At 72.0% G+C, this 18,382-nt stretch carries 18 protein-coding genes; 15 read left to right on the top strand and 3 right to left on the bottom strand.

Features of this window, described 5'->3' with window-relative positions:
• Positions 1-35: 35 nt before the first annotated feature.
• The 7 genes from O7611_RS25450 to O7611_RS25420 all read left to right on the top strand — a co-directional run bounded on the left by O7611_RS25450 (position 36) and on the right by O7611_RS25420 (position 8,791).
• Positions 36-1,274 (top strand): PP2C family protein-serine/threonine phosphatase, encoded by a 1,239-nt coding sequence (locus O7611_RS25450; protein WP_194801489.1) that lies wholly within the window; start codon positions 36-38, stop codon positions 1,272-1,274.
• Positions 1,275-1,294: 20 nt separating this feature from the next.
• Complete coding sequence (locus tag O7611_RS25445; RefSeq protein WP_194801488.1) at positions 1,295-3,034, top strand: sensor histidine kinase; 1,740 nt, start codon at positions 1,295-1,297, stop codon at positions 3,032-3,034.
• On the top strand, positions 3,031-3,483 hold the full coding sequence (locus O7611_RS25440; protein ID WP_194801487.1) for a response regulator: 453 nt from the start codon (positions 3,031-3,033) through the stop codon (positions 3,481-3,483). The genes O7611_RS25445 and O7611_RS25440 overlap by 4 nt, the downstream gene beginning before the upstream one ends.
• Positions 3,476-4,285 carry an inositol monophosphatase family protein gene (locus O7611_RS25435; protein ID WP_194801486.1) on the top strand — a complete coding sequence of 270 codons (810 nt, stop codon included), beginning with the start codon at positions 3,476-3,478 and terminating at the stop codon, positions 4,283-4,285. The genes O7611_RS25440 and O7611_RS25435 overlap by 8 nt, the downstream gene beginning before the upstream one ends.
• Before the next feature lie 184 nt (positions 4,286-4,469).
• Positions 4,470-5,507 (top strand): coiled-coil domain-containing protein, encoded by a 1,038-nt coding sequence (locus O7611_RS25430; protein ID WP_194801485.1) that lies wholly within the window; start codon positions 4,470-4,472, stop codon positions 5,505-5,507.
• Between the two features lie 36 nt (positions 5,508-5,543).
• On the top strand, positions 5,544-7,100 hold the full coding sequence (locus O7611_RS25425) for a fused MFS/spermidine synthase (RefSeq protein WP_269697695.1): 1,557 nt from the start codon (positions 5,544-5,546) through the stop codon (positions 7,098-7,100).
• A gap of 71 nt (positions 7,101-7,171) precedes the next feature.
• Complete coding sequence (locus tag O7611_RS25420; RefSeq protein ID WP_269697694.1) at positions 7,172-8,791, top strand: serine/threonine-protein kinase; 1,620 nt, start codon at positions 7,172-7,174, stop codon at positions 8,789-8,791.
• 56 nt (positions 8,792-8,847) lie between these two features.
• Here O7611_RS25420 and O7611_RS25415 read toward each other — a convergent pair whose 3' ends face one another.
• Both O7611_RS25415 and O7611_RS25410 read right to left on the bottom strand, forming a co-directional pair.
• The gene (locus O7611_RS25415) at positions 8,848-9,516 is read right to left on the bottom strand and encodes a potassium channel family protein (protein ID WP_194801482.1); all 669 of its coding nucleotides are present in this window, start codon (positions 9,514-9,516) and stop codon (positions 8,848-8,850) included.
• Entirely contained in the window at positions 9,506-10,840 is a 1,335-nt protein-coding gene (locus O7611_RS25410; RefSeq protein WP_269697693.1) for a TrkH family potassium uptake protein, read from the bottom strand. Before O7611_RS25410 ends, O7611_RS25415 begins: the two co-directional genes overlap by 11 nt.
• 106 nt (positions 10,841-10,946) lie before the next feature.
• Between O7611_RS25410 and O7611_RS25405 the strand changes: the two genes are divergently transcribed.
• Entirely contained in the window at positions 10,947-12,068 is a 1,122-nt protein-coding gene (locus O7611_RS25405) for a glycerophosphodiester phosphodiesterase (RefSeq protein WP_194801480.1), read from the top strand.
• Positions 12,069-12,414: 346 nt separating this feature from the next.
• Here O7611_RS25405 and O7611_RS25400 read toward each other — a convergent pair whose 3' ends face one another.
• Positions 12,415-12,642 carry a GntR family transcriptional regulator gene (locus tag O7611_RS25400; protein WP_013288708.1) on the bottom strand — a complete coding sequence of 76 codons (228 nt, stop codon included), beginning with the start codon at positions 12,640-12,642 and terminating at the stop codon, positions 12,415-12,417.
• A 283-nt stretch (positions 12,643-12,925) separates the two neighbouring features.
• On the opposite strand from O7611_RS25400, the gene O7611_RS25395 reads away from it, so the two are divergent.
• From O7611_RS25395 to O7611_RS25365, 7 genes are all read left to right on the top strand, one after another.
• Complete coding sequence (locus tag O7611_RS25395) at positions 12,926-13,228, top strand: DivIVA domain-containing protein (RefSeq protein ID WP_120573023.1); 303 nt, start codon at positions 12,926-12,928, stop codon at positions 13,226-13,228.
• Positions 13,225-13,470 (top strand): hypothetical protein, encoded by a 246-nt coding sequence (locus tag O7611_RS25390; RefSeq protein ID WP_194801478.1) that lies wholly within the window; start codon positions 13,225-13,227, stop codon positions 13,468-13,470. The genes O7611_RS25395 and O7611_RS25390 overlap by 4 nt, the downstream gene beginning before the upstream one ends.
• 216 nt (positions 13,471-13,686) lie before the next feature.
• Positions 13,687-14,889, top strand: coding sequence for a substrate-binding domain-containing protein (locus tag O7611_RS25385; protein WP_128136766.1), 1,203 nt, complete (start codon positions 13,687-13,689; stop codon positions 14,887-14,889).
• A gap of 3 nt (positions 14,890-14,892) precedes the next feature.
• The gene (locus O7611_RS25380) at positions 14,893-15,636 is read left to right on the top strand and encodes an ABC transporter ATP-binding protein (protein ID WP_013288706.1); all 744 of its coding nucleotides are present in this window, start codon (positions 14,893-14,895) and stop codon (positions 15,634-15,636) included.
• Positions 15,636-16,370 carry an ABC transporter ATP-binding protein gene (locus O7611_RS25375; protein ID WP_194801477.1) on the top strand — a complete coding sequence of 245 codons (735 nt, stop codon included), beginning with the start codon at positions 15,636-15,638 and terminating at the stop codon, positions 16,368-16,370. The genes O7611_RS25380 and O7611_RS25375 overlap by 1 nt, the downstream gene beginning before the upstream one ends.
• Positions 16,367-17,257: a branched-chain amino acid ABC transporter permease gene (locus O7611_RS25370; RefSeq protein WP_091426567.1), complete on the top strand. Its 891-nt coding sequence runs from the start codon at positions 16,367-16,369 to the stop codon at positions 17,255-17,257. The genes O7611_RS25375 and O7611_RS25370 overlap by 4 nt, the downstream gene beginning before the upstream one ends.
• Complete coding sequence (locus O7611_RS25365; protein ID WP_194801476.1) at positions 17,254-18,363, top strand: branched-chain amino acid ABC transporter permease; 1,110 nt, start codon at positions 17,254-17,256, stop codon at positions 18,361-18,363. Before O7611_RS25370 ends, O7611_RS25365 begins: the two co-directional genes overlap by 4 nt.
• Positions 18,364-18,382: the final 19 nt, after the last annotated feature.

Here is an 18,382-nt window from a genome sequence, read left to right as displayed (position 1 = left end):
CCGACATCACCAGCGAACTCCCGCGTCTCGCGGCGGTGACCCGACCGGTCCGTGGGGCCGGCGCGTCGGGTGCCGCCTACGTGCCGTCGGCCGGGGCGGGGCTGCACGGCGGCGTACCGCCGGGCGAGCGGCTGCGGGTGCTGCTGGTCGAGGACGACGAGGGCGACGCCTTCCTGGTCGGCGAGCTGCTCGCCGAGACCAACTCGATGATCGACCTGCTGGTCGCCACCAGCCTCAGCGAGGCCCGGCAGCGGGTGATGGGCGTGGACTGCGTCCTGCTCGACCTGGGCCTGCCGGACGCGCAGGGCCTGGACGGCCTGCGCCGGGTGCTGGAGATGGCCAGCGGCGCCGCCGTCTGCGTCCTGACCGGCCGCTCGGATGAGCACCTGGGCATCGTCGCGGTCGCCGAGGGCGCGCAGGACTACCTGGTCAAGGGCCAGGTCGACGGGGTCCTGCTGACCCGGGCGCTGCGGTACGCGGTCGAGCGCAAGCGCGCCGACGAGAACGCCCGCCGGCTGCGCGAGGTGGAGCTGCGCCAGGCCGAGTCCGCCCGCCTGGAACGCGGCCTGCTGCCGCAGCCGCTGATGACCACCGACGAGGTGTCGGTGCACACGTTCTACCGGCCCGGCCGGCATGCCGCGCTGATCGGCGGCGACTTCTACGACGTGGTGCAGACCCGGCCGGACCGGATCGACCTGATCGTCGGCGACGTCTGCGGGCACGGCGTGGACGAGGCGGCGCTCGGCGTCGAACTGCGCGTGGCCTGGCGGGCGCTGGTGCTGGCCGGGGTGCCGGACGACGAGGTGCTGCCCGCGCTGGAGCAGGTGCTGATGAGCGAGCGCCGCCTCCAGGAGATCTTCGCGACGGTGGCCACCACCCGGCTCGACCTGGCGTCGGCGCGGGCCACCGTACGCCTCGCCGGTCATCCGCCGCCGCTGCTGCTCAGCGGCGGGACTGTCGCGCCGGTGCCGGCCAAGGGCGGGTTGCTGCTGGGCGTACGCCCGCGCCGCCCGGTCGCCTTCGACCTGGAGTTCGACACCGACGACTGGTCCCTGCTGATGTACACCGACGGCCTGATCGAGGGCCGGGTGGACGGCGGTGACGAACGGCTCGACGTACCGGGCCTGACCGGGCTGCTCGCCGACCCGGCGAACCGGGCGGTGCCGCTGGCCGAGCTACCCGCCTGGCTGGTCGGACGGGCCGAGCAGATAAACGGTGGCCCGCTGGCCGACGACGTGGCGATGTTGCTGGTGACCCGCGGTAGTGGTCGTTGAAGGGCTACGGGGAGGAAGCTGTGAAGGCGTACCAGCAGGGGTGGACCCTGCGGCGGCGGGTGGCCGCGCTGCTCGGCGTGGTGGTGGTGCTGCTGCTCGGGCTGGCCGGTGCGGAGGCGGCGGTCGCCGCGCAGAACCGGCAGAACATCGACGCGGTGCTGCTCAAGACCGGTCCGCTGCGCGTCCAGGCGCAGGAACTGATGAGCGTGCTGCTCGACCAGGAGACCTCGGTGCGCGGGTACGCGGTGAACGGGGACCGCAGCGACCTGGAGCCCTATCGGGAGGGCGTGCGGCGCGAGCAGAGCCTGGTCACCTCGATCCGCGATCTCTCCGCCGACTACCCGGACGTGCGCCGGTCGCTGGAGGTGGTGGAGCAGCAGACCGCGCAGTGGCGGACCCAGGTGGCCGAGCCGGTGATCACCACAGTCGAGCGGGACGGCCCGGCGGCCGGCCAGGCGCTGATCACTGATGCGACGCGCCAGCAGTTCGACGGCATCCGCACGTCGGTGAACACGCTCCAGGACGAGATCCTCACGGTCCGGCAGGAGACCGCCGACCGGGTCAACGAGACGAGCAACACGCTGGTCGTGCTGCTGATCATCGCCGCGCTGGTGGTGACGACGGCCGGCGTGGTCATGCTGGTCTCGCTGGACCGGATCCTGATCCGCCCGCTGGCCGACCTGGTCGGCCAGGTACGCGAGGTGGCCGACGGCGACTACCGGCACCGCATCGAGGGGTCCGGCCCGCCGGAGTTCCGTCGCCTCGCCGACGACATCGACCAGATGCGGATGAAGATCGCCCGCGAGCTGGACGAGGTACGCGAGGCGCGGGAGCGCATCGAGTGGGTCAACAGCCAGTTGCAGAAGCAGGCCGAGGAGCTGACCCGCTCCAACCGTGACCTGGAGCAGTTCGCGTACGTCGCCTCGCACGACCTCCAGGAGCCGCTGCGCAAGGTGGCGAGCTTCTGCCAGCTGCTGCAGCGGCGCTACGCCGGGCAGCTCGACGAGCGGGCCGACCAGTACATCGCGTTCGCGGTGGACGGCGCGCAGCGCATGCAGCGGCTGATCAACGACCTGCTGGCGTTCTCCCGGATCGGCCGGTTGACCACCGGTTTCACCGAGGTCGACCTGAACAAGGTGATGGGCGACGTGGCGGGGCAGACCGAGGCGGCGTTGCAGTACGCCGACGCGGACCTGACCTGGGGCGAGATGCCCACCATCCGCGGCGAGGAACCGCTGCTGACGAACCTGCTGGTCAACCTGGTCAGCAACTCGGTGAAGTTCCGCCGGCCCGACGTGCCGCCGAAGGTGCACGTGTCGGCGCGGCTGGTGGACGGCGAGTGGGAGATCAGCTGCCGGGACAACGGCATCGGGATCGAGCCGGAGTTCGCCGACAAGATCTTCGTGATCTTCCAGCGGCTGCACTCCAAGGACGCGTACCCGGGCACCGGCATCGGGCTGGCCATCGTCAAGAAGATCGTGGAATATCACGGCGGCCGGGTCTGGGTGGACACCGACACCGACGAGGGCACCACCATCCGGTTCACGCTGCCCGCGCTGGAGGCCGACATCGAGGCCGCCAAGGCGGCGGAGGCGGCGGACGAGGACACGGCGGATGCCGCGGAACCGGCCGACGCGCCGGCCGCCGACGGTGACCCGGCGGACGCCGGGCGGCAGCCGGACGGCGAGGCACGCGAAGAGCCGCCCGCGGAGGCGGACCGACACGGTACAAACGGTGGCATGAAGGAGACGGTGGCATGACCGCGCCCGCGGACGGCAAGAGCCCGATCGAGGTCCTGCTCGTCGAGGACGACCCCGGCGACGTGCTGATGACCCAGGAGGCGTTCGAGGAGCACAAGCTCCGCAACCGCCTCACCGTCGTCTCCGACGGCGCCGAGGCGCTCGCCTACCTGCGCCGCGAGGGCCGGTACGCGGACGCGGTGACGCCCGACCTGATCCTGCTCGACCTGAACCTGCCCCGCCGCGACGGCCGGGAGGTGCTCAAGGAGATCAAGAAGGACGAGGAACTGCGCCGCATCCCGGTCGTGGTGCTCACCACCTCGCAGGCCGACGAGGACATCCTGCGCAGCTACCAGCTGCACGCCAACGCCTACGTGACCAAGCCGGTGGACTTCGAGCGCTTCATCTCGGTGGTCCGCCAGATCGACGAGTTCTTCGTCAGCGTGGTCAAGCTGCCGCCGCGTGGCTGACCCGCTGCTGGACGACGTCGGCGCGCTGCTGAAGGAGGCGGCGGCCAAGGTCGTCGTGCCGTTGTTCCGCCGGCTCGACGCGTCCGACATCTCCGAGAAGGCGCCGGGCGAGGTGGTCACCGTCGCCGACCGCGAGGCCGAGGTGCTGATCTCCGAGGGCCTGCGGCGGCTGCGTCCCGGCTCGGTGGTGGTCGGCGAGGAGGCCGTCGCCGAGGACCCGGACCTGCTGCGGCACCTGCGCGGCAGCGGCGACGTGTGGCTCGTCGACCCGGTCGACGGCACCTCCAACTTCGCCGCCGGTCGCCGGCCGTTCGCGCTGATGGCGGCGCTGCTCACCGACGGCGTACCGGTGGCCTCCTGGGTGTACGACCCGCTCGACGGCACGATGGCGGCGTGTCGGCTCGGCGCCGGCACCGAGCTGGACGGGGCGTCGCTGAGCGCGCCGCCGGCCGAGCCGCGGGTGGGCGCGCTGCGCGGCACCGCGGCGACGAAGTTCCTGCCGCCGGACTTCCGCCGCCGGGTGGAGGAGGGCGGCCGCCGCATCGGTGAGCTGCTGCCCGGCCAGCACTGCGCGGGCCGGGAATACCTGGACGTGCTCACCGGCGAGCAGCAGTTCGTGCTGTTCTGGCGCACCCTGCCGTGGGACCACACACCCGGCACGTTGCTGGTGCGCGAGGCCGGTGGCGTGGCCCGCCGGTTCGACGGCGCCGACTACCACCCGGCCGACGACGGCCGGGGACTGCTGGTGGCGTCGAGCCCGGAGATCTGGGACGAGGTGAGCGCCGCCCTGCTGGGCGGTTGAGCGGCGTAGTGCGACGGGCGCGGCACGCTGCGTCGATGTCGGACGCCGTACGCCGTCGCCGGCCTGGCGCGTCGCGTGTGGTCCGGTATCGTGACCGGCGGTCTCCGCCAGCAGGCCGCCGTCCGGCGCCGGCGGAGACGCCGCTCGGTGTACGGGGGCCGGCGGTCGACGGAAGGACCAACACGTGCCCAGGACCAGCCCTACCGGCCGGCGCGTCCGGCGGTCGCTGCTCGCCGCGCTCGCCGCGGTGGCCGTGCTGCTCGGCTCCGGCGTGGCCGCCGGCCCGGCCGCCGCCGTACCCAGCCCGAACGCCCCGAACGAGGGCGGCAGCAAGCAGCTGCGGGCGGCGTTGGAGGCGGCGGCGAAGGGCCACATCGAGGCCCAGAACAAGCTGGAGAACTCCAAGCGCCGGCAGAAGGCGCTCGCCGCCCAGCTCAAGGACGTCGAGGTACGCCTCGTCGGGCTCAGCGCGCAGGCCGGTGAGGTCGCCGCGCAGTCGTACCGGATGGGCCGGCTGACCGCGACGTCGATGCTGCTCGCCAGCGCCGACCCGAACGACTTCCTCAAGCGCGCGGCCGAGCTGGACGTGATGGCCCAGCGGGACAGCAAGCGGCTGCGGGAGCTGGCCGACGCGAAGGCGCAGGCGGCCGAGGCGAAACTCGCCATCGACGCCGAGGTGCGCGAGCAGGCCAAGCAGGTCGCGGTGCAGGCCCGCAAGAAGAAGGACGCCGAGGTGGCGCTGGCGAAGGTCAGCTCCGGCGCCGGGTCCGGATTCAACGGCACCTCCTCGTCGGCGAAGCCCGCCCCGCGCAACTCGGACGGCTCGTGGCCGTCGGAGTCCTGCTCGGTGGACGACCCGACGCCCGCGTCCGGCTGCATCACGCCGCGCACGCTGCACATGCTCCAGCAGGCCAAGTCGGCCGGTTACAAGCGCTACGCCTCGTGTCACCGCAGCGGTGGCGGCGGCGAGCACCCCAAGGGCCGGGCCTGCGACTTCTCCGCCGCCAGCGGCGGGTTCGAGGACAAGACCGCCACCGGCGGCGACAAGGCGTACGGCGACAGCCTCGCCGCCTGGGCGAAGAACAACGCCAACCGACTCGGCATCATGTACGTCATCTGGTATCGGCAGATCTGGATGCCGAACACCGGCTGGCGCGCGTACAGCGGCGGTGGCAGCCCGGCAGCGGACCACACAAACCATGTTCACATCTCGATGTATTGACCCGGCCCGCCGCGAGCGCTGCGTAGCATCGCCACGGTGAGCAGCACATCGTCAGACGTCATCGCGGGACCGGCGGCCGACGCCCCGGTCCCGCCCCGGGCCCTGCCCAACGGGCTCGCCGCGTTCCTCGTCTTCCTCTCCAGCGGTGCCGTGCTGGTGCTGGAGACCGTGTCGCTGCGCCTGGTCGGCCCGTACGTCGGGGTGACCCTCCAGGTGACCAGCTCGGTGATCGGCATGGCGCTGGCCGCCATCGCGTACGGGGCGTGGTTCGGCGGGTGGCTCGCCGACCGGCGTGACCCGCGCACCCTGCTCGCCCCGGCGCTGGTGCTGGCCGGCATCGCCACCGCGGTCACGCTGCCGATCGTCAGGTACGCCGGTGAGGTGCTGCGCGGCGGCGCGGCGAGCGCGGTGCTCCTGCTGACCGCGCTCACCGTCCTGCTGCCGGCCGCGCTGCTGGCCGGGATCACCCCGCTCGTGGTGAAGCTCCAGCTCGCCGACCTGCGCCGCACCGGGCAGGTGGTGGGCAAACTGTCCGGCATCGGCACGCTCGGCGGCATCACCGCCACGCTCGGCACCGGCTTCGTGCTGGTGGCGGCGCTGTCCAGCACCGTCATCGTGCTGGGGCTGGCCGCCGTGCTCGGCGTGACCGGGCTGGCGCTCGGCTTCTGGCTGCGCCGGCAGGCCGGCCCGAGCGGGCTGTCCGCGCCGGGCCGGGTCAAGGCCGCGCTGGCGCTGCTCGGCCTCGCCGCCGCCGGGCTCACCGCCGCGGCGCCGAACCCGTGCGACGTGGAGACCGCCTACCACTGCGCCCGGGTCGAGGTGGACCCGTCGTGGCCGCAGGGACGCACGCTCTACCTCAACTCGGCCGAGCACTCGTACGTCGACCTGGGCGAGCCGACCCACCTGAAGTACGCGTACACGCAGTGGATCGGCCTGGTCGCGGACGTGGCGCGGCCGGCGAAGCAGCCGATCGACGCGCTGCACCTGGGCGGCGGCGGCTTCACCGTGCCGCACTACCTGGCCGCGACCCGGCCCGGCACCGACAACCTGGTGTTCGAGCTGGACGGCGGCCTGGTCGAGCTGGACCGGCGGGAGCTGGGCCTGCGTACCGGATCGGGGATGCGCGCCGAGGTGGGCGACGCGCGGGTGCTGCTGCGCGGCGAGCCGGCCGACAGCCGCGACCTCATCGTCGGCGACGCGTTCGGCCACCTGGTCGTGCCGTGGCACCTGGCGACCCGGGAGATGGCCGCCGACATCCGGCGGGTGCTGCGCCCGGACGGCATCTACGTGCAGAACGTCATCGACTACCCGCCGGGCCGGTTCATCCGGGCCGAACTGGCCACCGTGAAGGCCGAGTTCGCGCACGTCGCGCTGATCGCCCCGCCCGGCGCGATCGACGGGAAGCAGGGCGCCAACTTCGTGATCGTCGCCTCGGACGCGCCGCTGCCGCTCGCCGCGATCCCGCCCGGCCTCAAGCTGCTGCCCGAGCCGGCCTCGCTGATGGACGAGGCGGCGGTGACCGCATGGGTGGGCGACGCGATGGTGCTCACCGACGACTACGCGCCGGTGGACCAACTGCTCGCGACCGCCTGAACGGGTGACTTTCCTGACCGATTCCGACCGCTGAGGTGTACCAGGGTCGACTTCGGGCAACAGGACCGACCATGGGTGGACCGGTCAGGAACGGCGTGCAACTGCTCGGCGAGCGATATCGGCTCGTCGAGCAGTTGGGCGCGGGCGGCATGTCGGTCGTCTGGCGCGGCTACGACGAGGTGCTGGGCCGTCAGGTGGCGGTCAAGGTGCTGGCCTCGCGGCTGGCCAGCGACAAGGCGTTCCGGCACCGGATCCGGGTGGAGGCGCAGGCCGCCGCGCGGCTGTGCCACCCCAACATCACAAACGTGTACGACTACGGCGAGTCCGTGCAGGTCGGCCTGACCGTGCCGTACGTGGTCATGGAGCTTGTCGACGGCGGTCCGCTCAGCGGGCGGCTCGGCCGCGACGGGCAGCTTCCCTGGCGGGAGGCCATGACCATCGGCGCGGAGGTCGCCTCGGCGCTGGCCGCCGCGCACGCCCGTGGCGTGGTGCACCGGGACGTCACACCGGGCAACGTGATGCTGACCCCGACCGGGGTGAAGGTCGTCGACTTCGGCATCTCGGCGCTGGTGGGGGAGAGCGACAAGGGGCCGGACGGCGCGCTGCTCGGCACGCCGGCTTACCTCGCGCCGGAGCGGCTGGACAACGGGCACGTCTCGCCCGCCACCGACGTGTACGCGGTGGGGCTGCTGCTCTACCGGATGCTCACCGGCCGTCTGCCGTGGCAGGCCAGCACCACCACCGAGATGCTGCGCGCGCACATGTATCGCGACCCGGACCCGATGCCCGCGGTGCCGGGCCTGCCCGAGCCGGTCGCCGCGCTGGTACAGCGGTGCCTGGCGAAGCGCCCCGAGGACCGCCCGGCGACCGCCGAGGTGGCCCGTACGCTCGCCGAGGCAGCGGGTATCGCGGCGATCGTGCCGGTGTCGCCGGCGTTCGGCCGGATGGACCCGGCGCTCGCCGAGAACGCCGGCACCACGATCCTGCCCTGGTCGGCGGAGACCGACGCGCTGCCGTTCTCGGTGGTACGGACCCGCACGAGGCGGGCGGTGGCGCGGCGGCGCAAGGTGGAGGCCGGGGTCGCCGCCGTCGGGCTGATCGCCGTTACCGCCACGCTGTGGGGGCTGACGTCGCGGAGCCCGGCCAGCGGCGGGGTGGAACCGACCGAGGCGCGGATGAGCCTGCCCGAGCCGATCCCCTGTGCCGTCGACTACTCGCTGCGCCGCGACACCGGCAAGGACTTCTCCGCCGAGCTGACGCTCACCAACACCGGCGACCGGGAACTGCGCGGCTGGACCATGAACTTCACGTTCCCCGGCAAGCAGACGGTCACCACGGCCCAGCCCCCGGCACGTCAGGCGGGGCGTACCGTGTCGATCGCCGCACCGGCGACGGACCCGGCGCTGGCACCCGGCGCGTCGACGAAGCTGACACTGGCCGGCCGCTACACCGGGAGCAACACGCTGCCTGTGGAGTTCACGCTCGGCGGCAGCACCTGCGGCGTGCAGGTCTCCGGCATCGCCGGTTCGGCGCCGACCACCGCGCCGCCGGTGAAGACGCCGGTCAAGCCGACCACCAAGACCACCACCAAGAGCGGGCCGGCGAAGGCCAAGCCGGCGCCGGCGAAACCGAAGCCCAAGGCCGCGCCGAAGCCCAAGGGCAAGGAGGGGCCGAAGGGAAAAGCAAAGTAGACCGGCCGAAGGGGGGTGAGCACGGCAAGGGCAAGGGTCCGAAGAAGGGCTGAGGGTCAGGTCAGCGCGGAGAAGCGCTGCACCTGGGTGATGCCGCCCTCCACGATGAGGACGCTGTCCGCCTCCAGCACGGTGTCCGGCCCGGCGTACCGAAACGGTTCCCCGGCCTGCTTCTCACCCACCACCATCACGCCGTACCGGTCCTGCGGTGCGATGTCGCGCAGCGACCGCCCGACCAGCGGCGCCGGCACCTTGATCTTGGCGATGGCGAAGTCGTCGTCGAACTCGATGAAGTCGAGCATCCGGCTGACGATCAGGTGCGCCACCCGCTCGCCGGTCTCCGCCTCCGGGAAGACCACGTGGTGCGCGCCCACCGAGTGCAGGATCTTCGCGTGCTTCTCCGAGGTGGCCCGCGCCCAGATCTGCTCGATCCCCAGCTCGGCCAGCGCCAGTACGGTGAGCACGCTCGCCTCCAGCGACGCCCCGATCGCGACCACGACCCGGCGGAAGTCCGCCAGCCCGAGCTGCCGCAGCGCCACCTCCTCGGTGCTGTCCGCCTGCACCACCCGGTCCAGGTCGGCCGACCAGTGCTGGACCCGGTTCGGGTCGTGGTCGATCGCCAGCACCTCGTAACCGAGGCGGGACAGGGAGTCCGCCAGGCGCGCGCCGAACCGGCCCAGGCCGATCACCGCGATGCCGGTCTCCTCCGGATGTCTAGCCGACAATGGGTTGCTCCTCCGGGTAGCGGTACAGCCGTCGACGGGTGTTCAACGCGATGGCCGAGCCGAGCGTGAGCGGCCCGATCCGGCCGATGTACATGAGCGCGGTCAGCACGTACTGGCCCGGCGGCGAGAGCTGCCCGGACACCCCGACGGTCAGGCCGGTGGTGCTGAACGCGGAGGTGACCTCGAACAACGCGGCCGAGAACGATATGTGCGAGGTCAGCGCGATCAGGCCGACCGTCCCGCCGGCCACGAGCGCCACGCTCAGCAGCGCCACGGTCAGCGCCTGCCGCTGGCTGGCCGCCGCCACCCGGCGGCGCCCGACAGTGGTGTCCGGTTCGCCCCGCAGCTCGGCCCAGATGGCGAAGCCGAGCAGGAAGAACGTGGAGACCTTGATGCCGCCGGCGGTGCTGGCGCTGCCGCCGCCGATGAACATCAGGCCGATCAGCATCGGGTAGCTCTCGTCGGTGAGGTGCCCGACGCTTATGACGTCGAAGCCGCCGGTACGGCTCAACGCGATCTGGGTGAACGACGCCAGCAGCTTGCCCGGCACGTCGTACGTGCCGATCGTGAACGGGTTGCCCCACTCTGCCATCAGCAGGTAGGCGACGCCGAAGACGGTCAGTACCACGCTGCCCCAGACGGTCAGCTTCGTGGCGACCGCCCAGCGCGCGGGCTGCCGCCACTCGCGTACCGCCTCGAACAGCGCCGGGAAACCGAGCCCGCCGATGATCGCGCCGACGCTGAGCGGCAGCGCCACCCAGCCGTCGCGGGAGAACGCGATCAGGCCGTCGGAGTAGAGCGCGAACCCGCCGTTGTTGAACGCCTGCACCGAGTGGAACACCGCCGACCAGAGCGCCCGGCCCGGCCGGTAGTCGTACGCCAGGAACAGGCGCGCGGCGATCACCACCGTCATCAGCGCCTCGGTGACGAAGACGGTCGCCGCGATGCGCAGCAGCAGCCGGCGTACGTCGCCGAGGCCGAACTCGGCGGTCTCCGCCTGCACGAGCAGCCGGTTCCGCAGGCCGAGCTGGCGGGAGACGGCCAGGATCACCAGCGACGCCCCGGTCAGGATGCCCAGACCACCGAGCTGCGTCAGCACGGTGATCATCACGAGTCCGAAGCCGTTCCAGTAGTTCGGCGTGTCGGTCACCGCCATCCCGGTCACCGACACCGCCGACGTGGACGTGAACAGCGCGGTGACGAACGGGGTGTACCGCTGCTCGCTGGTGGCCCAGGGCAGCATGAGCAGGCCGGTGCCGGCCAGGATCACCGCCAGGAACCCCAACGGCACCAGCCGTACGGGCTTCCGGAGCAGGCGGCGCACCCCGTCATCTTCCGTCCGGAGATTCACCGGCAGGTCAGGAACCGACCAACTGGCGGTCAACCACGCCCGGTCTGCTGTGCGTACCCATCGACGACAGGAGACGGCGTTGCGACGTACCCTTTCCGCCCTCGGCGTGGCCGGCGCGCTGCTCGCGGCGGCCGCAGTGGTGGTGCCGGCCGTGACCGCCCAGGCCGGCCCCGACCACCGCGCCGCCGAGCAGGCCCGCCCGGCTCAGCGGCCGATCGTGATCGGTCACCGCGGCGCGAGCGGCTACCGCCCGGAGCACACCCTGGAGGCCTACCGGCTCGCCATCCGCCAGGGCGCCGACTTCATCGAGCCGGACCTGGTCTCGACCAGGGACGGCGTCCTGGTCGCGCGGCACGAGAACGAGATCTCCGGTACGACGGACGTGGGCGCCCGCCCCGAGTTCGCCGCCCGCAAGGCGACGAAGACCATCGACGGGGTGACAGTCACCGGCTGGTTCACCGAGGACTTCACGCTGGCCGAGCTGAAGACGCTGCGGGCCAAGGAGCGGCTGCCGCAGGTGCGGGTCGCCAACACCGCGTTCGACGGCAAATTCGAGATCCCGACGTTCCAGGAGGTCATCGACCTGGCGCGGACCGAGTCGAAGGCCCGCGGCCGGACCATCGGCGTCTACCCGGAGACCAAGCACCCGACCTACTTCGCCTCGATCGGTCGCGCCTTGGAGGAGCCGCTGGTGGCGGTGCTGCGCCGCAACCGGCTCACCCACCGGAACGACCCGGTGTTCGTGCAGAGCTTCGAGACCGCCAACCTGCGCAAGCTCGACACGATGATCGACGTACGGTTGGTGCAGCTCATGGACGCGTCCGGCGCGCCCTACGACTTCGTCGCGGGCGGCGACAAGCGGACGTACGCGGACCTTGCGACGCCCGCGGGACTGGCCTGGATCTCCCGGTACGCCGACGGCGTCGGCCTGAACAAGAACCTGATCGTGCCCCGGGACTCCGCCGGACGGCTGCTCGCGCCGACGTCGGTGATCCGGGACGCGCACCGGCAGAAGCTGGTGGTGCACGCGTGGACGTTCCGGGCCGAGAACCAGTTCCTGCCTGTGGACTTCCGGATCGGCACCGACCCGAACGCGCGTGGTGACATCACGTCCGAGTACGAGCTGTTCTTCGACCTGGGCCTGGACGGCGTGTTCAGCGACCACCCCGACACGGCGGTGGCCGCCCGAGCCGGCCGCTGACCCTGCACTCTTTCCGGGGTGCCCGCCGTCCCGGCGGGCACCCCGTCCGCGCGTTTCTGGGCCGTCGCGCTCACCCGCCCCCGAGATCTTGGTACGAAACGGCCCTTCTGAGGGCCGGCTCGTACCAAGATCGCACTCGTGGAGGGGCTTCCTCGTCGATCTTGGACTTGTGGTGCCTCGCGTAAGCCGCGAAGCGGGCATCTGAGGCGCCACAACTCCAAGATCGGCGGGGCGGCGACGGGCGGGGTGAGGGGTGCGATCGGCGGGGCGCGGCGGGGGCGGGCGCCGCTTCGGGGAGGTGGCTGCTTCCGGGCGGGATGCCGCCACCTCGGCGTAGTGGAGTCGATCAGCTCGGGGGTTCGGCTACGTAGGTGCCTCGGCCGGGCTGGCCGGTGATCAGTTCGCGATCGTGCAGCAGCGACATCGCGCGGTAGGCCGTGTTCATGTGGACGCCGTAGGTCTCGGCCAACTCGCGGGTTGAGGGCAGCCTGTCGCCCGGCTTCAGCTCGCCACTCTTGATCTTTGCGGCGATGTCGTTGGCGATACGGCGGAACGGTGCTTCTGCTGTGGGCATGGTGGGGACTCCGGTTGGTTCGGCGAATCCGATCCTGCCCTACCTGCACAAGTAACTGCAACAAGTTGCCCAGCACGTCGAGAGTGGAGGCTCGCGCATAACCAGATACTGGTGTAGGTTGGGTCGCGTCCGGCTCCGGTTGGTTCGGCAAACCTCGGGAGTCGGACCCGGATTGGGCTCCGGGGTCGTACCGCCGAACGGGCTGCGGTCTCGGGGTCGGCGGCCCGCCCGCGTCCCCTGTCTGCGGGCGGGTCGCCTCCACGGCTCGGTGAGGAGGATCGGCGTGCGTAACGTGCTCAACCTGTTCCAGCCAACCCGGCGACGTGGCAAGGGAGGGTCGCCCAACCAGGGCTGGTACCGCTCGGACTCGTGCCGGCCGCTGAGCGTCGGGCAGATCCGCGAGCGGAGGTTCCGCACCGTTCGGCACGGGCTCGACCCGGCGGAGGTGCACGCCTTCCTCTACCGGGTGGCGGGTGACCTGGCTCTGGCCCGGCGTGACGCATCCCGGTACGCCGAGGAGAACACCCGCATCAAGGCGGCGCTCAAGAGCTGGCAGTCCCGGTTCGCGCCGGGCGCGCAGCGGTGAGCCGGGAGCGGTTCGTCGTACACCTGCCGATTCTCGCGGCCGACCTCGACGGCGCGCGGGGGTTCGCGCGGGCCATCTGCCGGGCTCTCGGGTTCCTGGCCGACGTGGAGCGCGCCGGGACCACCGTGTCGCGGGAGGACGAGCAGTCCGTACGCCACTGGGTCTGGTGCGACCGCCCGCGCGGCGGTGGCCGACGATGCGCACGGGCGGCCGACCACGACGGGGACTGCGGCGGGCGGTGAGCGGGGCGCGATGGCGTGGGGCGACATTCCCGGCGCGGCGTGCGTGGTGGGTACGGCCATCCCGGGTCGGTGCGGTTACGTGGCGATGTCCGGCGTTGTAACGTGCGGCCACCCCGTCCCGGGGACTTGTGTGCGCCGACCACATAGCCCGTGGGTGACGTCACTTCTAGCGTGAGCCGACAACTGACATTCCCCCTGTCCTCACCTGGAGTCGCAATGACGATCCGGCACACGCGACGGGTGTTCCTTACCGCCGCCACCTCGGTGGCGGTCGCTCTGGCCGCCACGGCCTGTGGCAGCCCGCAGGACACCGCATCCGGCGGCGGCGATGCCGCCCCGGTCAAGGTCGGTCTGGTCTACTCCCAGTCCGGGCCGCTCGCCAGCTACGGCAAGCAGTACATCGAGGGTTTCAAGGCGGGCCTCGACTTCGCCACGAAGGGCACCGGCAAGGTCGGTGACCGCACGATCGAGGTGACCGAGGCCGACGACGCGGGCGACCCGGCCAAGGCCGTGTCCGCCGCGAAGGACCTGATCGGCAAGGGTACGAAGATCATCGCCGGGTCCACCTCCTCCGGGGTGGCGCTCCAGGTGGCGCCGATCGCCGCGCAGAACAAGGTGCTGTTCATCTCCGGCCCGGCCGCCACGGACGCGGTGACCGGCGCGAACAAGTACACGTTCCGTTCCGGCCGGCAGTCGTGGCAGGACGTGGTGACCGCCCGGTCGTTCATCGGCGACGCGGGCGGCAAGAAGGTCGTCGTGTTCGCGCAGGACGGCGCGTTCGGCGACGCGAACGAGGCCGCCGTCAAGGCCGTCATCGGCGGCGCCGGCGCGAACGTGAGCAGCGTCCGGGCCCCGGCCAGCGCCACCGAGTTCACGCCGTTCGCCAGCCAGATCAAGGCCGCCAAGCCGGACCTGCTCTTCGTCGCCTGGGCGGGCACCACCGCCGGCGCCATGTGGCAGACGCTCGACCAGCAGGGCGTCCTCGCCTCCACCACCGTCGTCACCGGCCTGGACATCCGCGCCTCGTGGCCGACGTTCGGCGCGGCCGGCAGCAAGATCTCGTTCCTGTCGCACTACTTCGACGGGGCGAGCGACACCGAGGCCGCCAAGGCCGCGAAGGCGAAGGTGCCGGGCGGCACGCTCGACCTGTTCCACCCGGACGGGTTCGCCGCCGCGCAGATGGTCGTCCGGGCCGTGCAGGAGGGCGGCGACGACGTGGAGAAGATGGTCAAGGCGCTGGAGGGCTGGGAGTTCGAGGGCGTCAAGGGCACCATGAAGATCCGCGCCGAGGACCACGCCCTGCTCCAGCCGATGTACCAGGCGAAGCTCTCCGGCAGCGGCACCGCCTTCACGGCGACCGCGCAGAAGTCGCTCACCGGTGACGAGAGCGCGCCGCCGGTCGCGCAGATGAAGGGCTGACCCGTGCTCGCCACCCGCGGTCTGACCTGGCGGATCGGTGAGGTCGCCATCGTCGACTCCGTCTACCTCGATCTGGCGCCGGGGGAGTTCCTCGGCGTGATCGGGCCCAACGGCGCCGGCAAGACCTCCCTGTTCAACCTGATCACCGGCCTGCGCCGGCCCACCGAGGGCACGGTCCTGCTGGACGGCGCGGACATCACCGCGCTCCCGCCGCACCGGCGTGCCCGGCTCGGACTGGGGCGTACCTTCCAGGCGTCCTCGGTCTTCGGCTCGCTGAGCGTGCGGGAGAACGTCCGGCTCGCCGTACAGGCACACCGGGGTGGCTCGATGAAGCTGTGGCGGCGGGCGGCGGCCGACCGGGAGGTGGCCGCCGCCGCCGACGCGGCGCTCGACCGGGTCGGCCTGCACCACAGGGGTACGGCGCTCGCCGGCACCCTTGCCCACGGCGAGAAGCGCAAGCTGGAGATCGCGCTGCTGCTCGCCGGTGAGCCCCGGGTGATGCTGCTGGACGAGCCGATGGCCGGGGTGAGCGCCGAGGACGTGCCCGAGCTGGTCAGCGTGATCAAGTCGTTGACCGGCGACAGCGGCCGGGCGGTGCTCATGGTGGAACACCACATGGACGTGATCCTGGAACTGGCCGACCGGATCGCCGTGATGCACCACGGCGCGCTGCTGGCGTGCGACACCCCGGACACGGTGATGGCGAACGCCACCGTGCAGGAGGCGTACCTGGGGGAGGCGCTCTAATGGCGGAACCTGTCCTGTCCGTGGCGGACCTGTCCGTGCGGATCGCCGGGCTGCACATCCTCCAGGGGGTGTCGTTCGAGGTCGCGCCCACCGGCGTCACGGTGCTGCTCGGGCGCAACGGCGTCGGCAAGACCACCACGTTGCGCGCGATCGTCGGGCTGACGCCGCGCGGCGGCGAGGTGCGCGGCAGCGTACGCATGGGAGCGCGCAGCCTGCTGGCCCGCCCCACTCACCGGCTGGTCCGCGACGGCCTCGGCTACGTGCCGGAGGACCGCTGCGTCTTCGCCGCGCTCACCGTCGCGGAGAACCTGCGGCTGGCCGAGCGGCGGGGCGTCACGCCCGCGTACGACAAGGTCTTCGCTCTTTTCCCGGAGCTGGAGCGGCGCGGACGGCAACGGGCCGGCTCGCTGTCCGGCGGGCAGCAGCAGATGCTCGCGATCGGCCGGGTGCTGCTGAACGACAACCGGCTGCTGCTTGTCGACGAGCCGACGAAAGGGCTGGCACCGAAGGTGGTGACCGAGGTGGCCGAGGTGCTGGAACGGGTCGCGGAATCCGTGCCGGTGCTGCTGGTCGAGCAGAACCTGGCGGTGGTACGGCGGCTGGCGACCGACGCGGTGGTGCTCTCCGCCGGCAAGGTCGCCTGGACCGGCGACGCCCGCGAGCTGCTGCTGGAGACGGCGCTGACGAAGTCGTTGCTCGGTGTGGGTTCTGGCTCCGGGGAGGTGCACGCGTGAACACGGTGGTCCTGTTGACGCTGACCGGGCTGGGCCTGGCGGCGCTCTACTTCCTCGTGGCCTCCGGCCTGTCCCTCGTGTTCGGCCTCGCCGACGTGCTCAACTTCGCGCACGGGCTGTTCCTCGGCGTCGGCGCGTACGCGACCTGGTGGGCCTCGGGCAACCTGCCCGGCGCCGGACCGGACGGGTTCGGGTTCGTGCTGGCTGTCGTCTTCGGTGTGCTGGCCGGTTCGCTCGTCGCGGTGCTGGTGGAGCTGGTGCTGATCCGGCCGCTCTACTCCCGCACCATCGAACAGGTGCTCGTCACCGTCGGCCTCTCACTGGCCGGGGTGGCGCTGCTCCAGGCCACCTGGGGCGCGGACCCGCGGCCGTTCCCGCGCCCGGACTGGAGCCGGGGCGTGACATCGGTGCTCGGCGCCCAGGTGCCGAACGCCGGGCTGCTGCTGATCGTCGCCGCCGCGGTGGTGCTCGGGGCGCTGCTGGCGTTCCTGCGCTGGACCCGGTACGGCCTGATCATCCGGGCCGGCGTGGAGAACCGGGAGATGGTGACAGCCCTCGGCATCGACGTGCGCAAGGCGTTCACGCTGGTCTTCGCGATCGGCGGGGCCGCCGCCGCGCTGGCCGGCGCGCTCGGTGGCGTCTACTTCGGCACCGTCTCGCCGGGGCAGGGCGGCTCACTGCTGATCTTCGCGTTCATCGTGGTGGTGATCGGCGGGATGGGCTCGGTGGTCGGGTCCGCGTACGCGGCGGTCGCGGTGGGGCTGCTGCAACAGTTCGTCAACTACTACGGCACGTCCGGGCTGGGCGACCTGTGCGTGGTCGGTCTGCTCGCCGTGGTGCTGCTGCTGCGTCCGCAGGGCCTGGCCGGAAAGGTGGCTCACGCATGACCAACTCGGTGGTCGACGCGCCTCCGGCGCAGGTGCCCGACGAACTGACCCCCGGGCGTTCCCGCTGGCACGGCCTGCGTCCGTACCTGCCGTTGGTGGCCCTGGTGGTGGCGGCCGTGCTGCCGTACTCCACGCTGCACCTGCCCGGGATCTTCGAGGGGCCGCTGAACTCGCCCGGCACGCTGCAACTGCTCGCCATCTGCCTGGTGTTCGGCGGGCTCGCGGCCGGCTACGACCTGCTGTTCGGGCGTACCGGGATGCTCTCCTTCGGCCACGCCCTCTACTTCGCCGCCGGGGTCTACGGCACCGACATCCTGGTCACCAAGGCCGGGCTGCCGCTGTGGCAGGCGGCAGTGCTCACGGTGATCGGCGGGACCACGCTAGCCGCGCTGCTCGGCGCGGTGGCCCTGCGGACGGTGGGCATCGCGTTCGCCATGGTGACGCTGGCGTTCGCGCAGGTCGGGGCGATCCTGGTGGCCCGCGACTTCGGCGGCCTCACCGGTGGCGAGGAGGGCCTGCCACTGGACGTGTCGGGGCTGCCGGCTGCCCTGGTGGGCGTCACCAACACGGTGAACCTGTACTGGCTGGCGCTCGCGTACCTGGCCATAGTGGTCCTCGTGGTGCACCGGGTCAGCGCCTCGCCGACCGGGCGGGTGCTGGCCGGTCTGCGCGACGACGAGCGGCGGATCGGGGTGCTCGGGCTCGACCCGTACCGGTTCAAGCTGGTCGCGTTCACGCTGGCCGGCGGCCTCGCGTCGGCCGGTGGGGTGGTGTACGTGCTGATCGTCGGCGGCGCCAGCCCGCACATCACGTCGTCGGAGCTGACGCTGTCGCTGCTGGTCATGGTGGTGCTCGGCGGCCCCGGTACGCGGTGGGGGCCGGTGCTGGGCGGCGTCCTCTACATGTACCTGGACCACCGGCTCACCGCGTTCGGCAGCAGCGACGCGGTGAACGCCCTCCCGGCGTTCCTGAGTCACCCGCTGAGCCAGCCCCTGTTCGTCCTGGGCACGGTGTTCATCCTGGCCGTCTACTTCTTCCCCGGCGGCCTGGCCAGCCTCCGCTCCCGCCTGACCCCCGTCCTGACGGCCCTCCGCCGCCCTCGCTGACGGCTCCCATCCCCCTCCC

The organism is Micromonospora sp. WMMC273, from assembly GCF_027460285.1.
In the GTDB taxonomy this organism is placed as follows: domain Bacteria; phylum Actinomycetota; class Actinomycetes; order Mycobacteriales; family Micromonosporaceae; genus Micromonospora; species Micromonospora aurantiaca.
The sequence above is the reverse complement of the archived record's forward strand: the minus strand, read 5'-3'. Positions and strand labels throughout refer to the sequence as shown.

Bases quoted from the DNA above. Each gene is read 5' to 3' on its own strand.
- O7611_RS25400 (WP_013288708.1), bottom strand. From the start codon at position 12,642: ATGCCCACAGCAGAAGCACCGTTCCGCCGTATCGCCAACGACATCGCC.
- O7611_RS25375 (WP_194801477.1), top strand. From the start codon at position 15,636: ATGGCGGAACCTGTCCTGTCCGTGGCGGACCTGTCCGTGCGGATCGCC.
- O7611_RS25440 (WP_194801487.1), top strand. From the start codon at position 3,031: ATGACCGCGCCCGCGGACGGCAAGAGCCCGATCGAGGTCCTGCTCGTC.
- O7611_RS25420 (WP_269697694.1), top strand. From the start codon at position 7,172: ATGGGTGGACCGGTCAGGAACGGCGTGCAACTGCTCGGCGAGCGATAT.
- O7611_RS25365 (WP_194801476.1), top strand. From the start codon at position 17,254: ATGACCAACTCGGTGGTCGACGCGCCTCCGGCGCAGGTGCCCGACGAA.
- O7611_RS25385 (WP_128136766.1), top strand. From the start codon at position 13,687: ATGACGATCCGGCACACGCGACGGGTGTTCCTTACCGCCGCCACCTCG.